The organism is Acinetobacter sp. UBA2063, from assembly GCF_002333245.1.
Taxonomy (GTDB): Bacteria; Pseudomonadota; Gammaproteobacteria; order Pseudomonadales; family Moraxellaceae; genus Acinetobacter; species Acinetobacter parvus.
Genome location: NZ_DDAH01000097.1, coordinates 1312 through 3002, shown reverse-complemented (window position 1 = coordinate 3002; position 1691 = coordinate 1312). Strand labels below are relative to the sequence as shown.

General features: G+C 46.5%; 3 protein-coding genes. 1 reads left to right on the top strand and 2 read right to left on the bottom strand.

All coding sequences use genetic code 11. The features are described from left to right. The first annotated feature begins 88 nt into the window (after positions 1-88). Positions 89-445, top strand: a complete 357-nt coding sequence (locus B4H32_RS04340) for a RidA family protein (RefSeq protein WP_004680799.1) — start codon at positions 89-91, stop codon at positions 443-445. Here B4H32_RS04340 and B4H32_RS04335 read toward each other — a convergent pair. Both B4H32_RS04335 and B4H32_RS04330 read right to left on the bottom strand, forming a co-directional pair. Then, complete coding sequence (locus B4H32_RS04335) at positions 442-978, bottom strand: DUF2726 domain-containing protein (RefSeq protein ID WP_004680800.1); 537 nt, start codon at positions 976-978, stop codon at positions 442-444. The two genes, B4H32_RS04340 and B4H32_RS04335, sit on opposite strands and share 4 nt — an antisense overlap. Positions 979-1286: 308 nt before the next feature. After that, a partial coding sequence (locus B4H32_RS04330) for a DUF3362 domain-containing protein (RefSeq protein WP_286800306.1) occupies positions 1287-1691 on the bottom strand: 405 nt, incomplete at its 5' end.

The window sequence follows — 1691 nt, the reverse complement described above, 5'->3', positions numbered from 1 at the left end:
AGGTCGGGGAGGATGTCAAACAAAATTACACTGTGGCGAGGGGCATGCAGTACAATCATCCTATGTTTTTTTTAATTAGGTTACCATTATGTCTGTGCAACGACTACGTGTCACCTCACGCTATTGCGAAGTTGCAATTTCAGGAAATCAGGTTCATCTGGCTGGACAACTGGCAGATGACACCAGCCTGGATATTGGCGCACAGACCCAGCAAACCTTAGACAACATTGACCGTTTACTGTCTGAGGCAGGCACAGACAAAACCCATATTCTATCTGTGTTTATTTTCCTGAAAGACATTGAAAAAGATTATGCGACCATGAATGCCGTTTGGGATGCGTGGATTGCTGAGGGGCATCCCCCAGCACGTACCTGTGTGGAATCCAAGCTCTATGCGCCTGATGTTCTGGTGGAAATGACCGTCACGGCAGTGCGTCCAGACTAGGACGATTTCACCGCCAGAACGTTGTATTTTATCGCGCGCTCCGCCGCCTGTGGCATGGTCACTGGTGTAGCGGTTCTTGGTGTAGCACGCGCGAACAGATCAGGAATCAGGTCTTCCCGTAATTCCTGTTCAGTTGGAATCGCGCTGTAACGCAATACACGGTATCCAGCCAGTTCCAGCAGACTGTCCTGATAATGTTTTTGTTGCAGGCGATTGACATACGACTGGTCTGCGATCTCAATGATGGCAAGCACCTGATGCTGCTGGTCCAGCACCACAAAATCGGCAACCAGCCCCTGATACTTACGGCGGGTATGGGCAAACTTTGTGGTGAGCAAGGCATCAAAAGACACATGCGCCAATACGGTATGCCGTGGCAAAACCGCCTTTAAACGCATCAGGGTAATCTGTTCAGAAATATTCAGGATACCACGTCGTTTCAGTGGGCTGTCCTGACGCCGATTTTGGTGCAAACTTCGAACTGCAAATACTGTAATAAACAGTAGCGCAACTATTGTTATGAAATAATACATTTCTAACCAATCCCTTTAGATTTTTTATAATCATTTTGGCTTTGATGCCAATTTTTTTAATCAAGAGCGAGCGATAGTAAAGTCATTTTCGCAGTACAAACTTAAATTTTTTAATCGTGTTTGAACAGCCGACCAAAGTCGTAAAAGCGTCCTGCACCTTTATTTATAATCATCCTGCGGGGAATATTCAACTCGATATTGTCAGTATATGTTTCTATAAATTGTAGTTTTACCAATCATTCGTGACTACCCCCTCATTTGTGTATCAAAAGGAAAGCATGAAAGACTCAGGCTTTCCCAAACTCAACTCAACGATGGGCCTTAGACTTTGGTTTTGGCTTTGCCGAGAAAGGTCGTTTCTCACCTGTTTCACGCGGTGGCAAGCCCGTATGCTGGGTCAGAATCTGCCCTTTTTGTGGACGTTTCTGGCCTGATTGCGGCTGTCCTGTACGTTTTGCGGAATCTCCCGCCACAGTGGAGTTCTTCTTGCGAGCAGACTTATATTCCCCCTCAGCGGTTCCCTGTGGCTGGTAGGTCGGAATCAGGTGCTGTTTGGAATTTCCAATCAAATCCGAACGTCCCATTTCCTTTAAGGCTTCACGCAATAGAGGCCAGTTGTTTGGATCATGGTAACGCAGGAATGCCTTATGCAAACGGCGACGTTTCTCACCCTTAACAATATCCACATTTTCAGTGTAACGCGCCACCTTTGA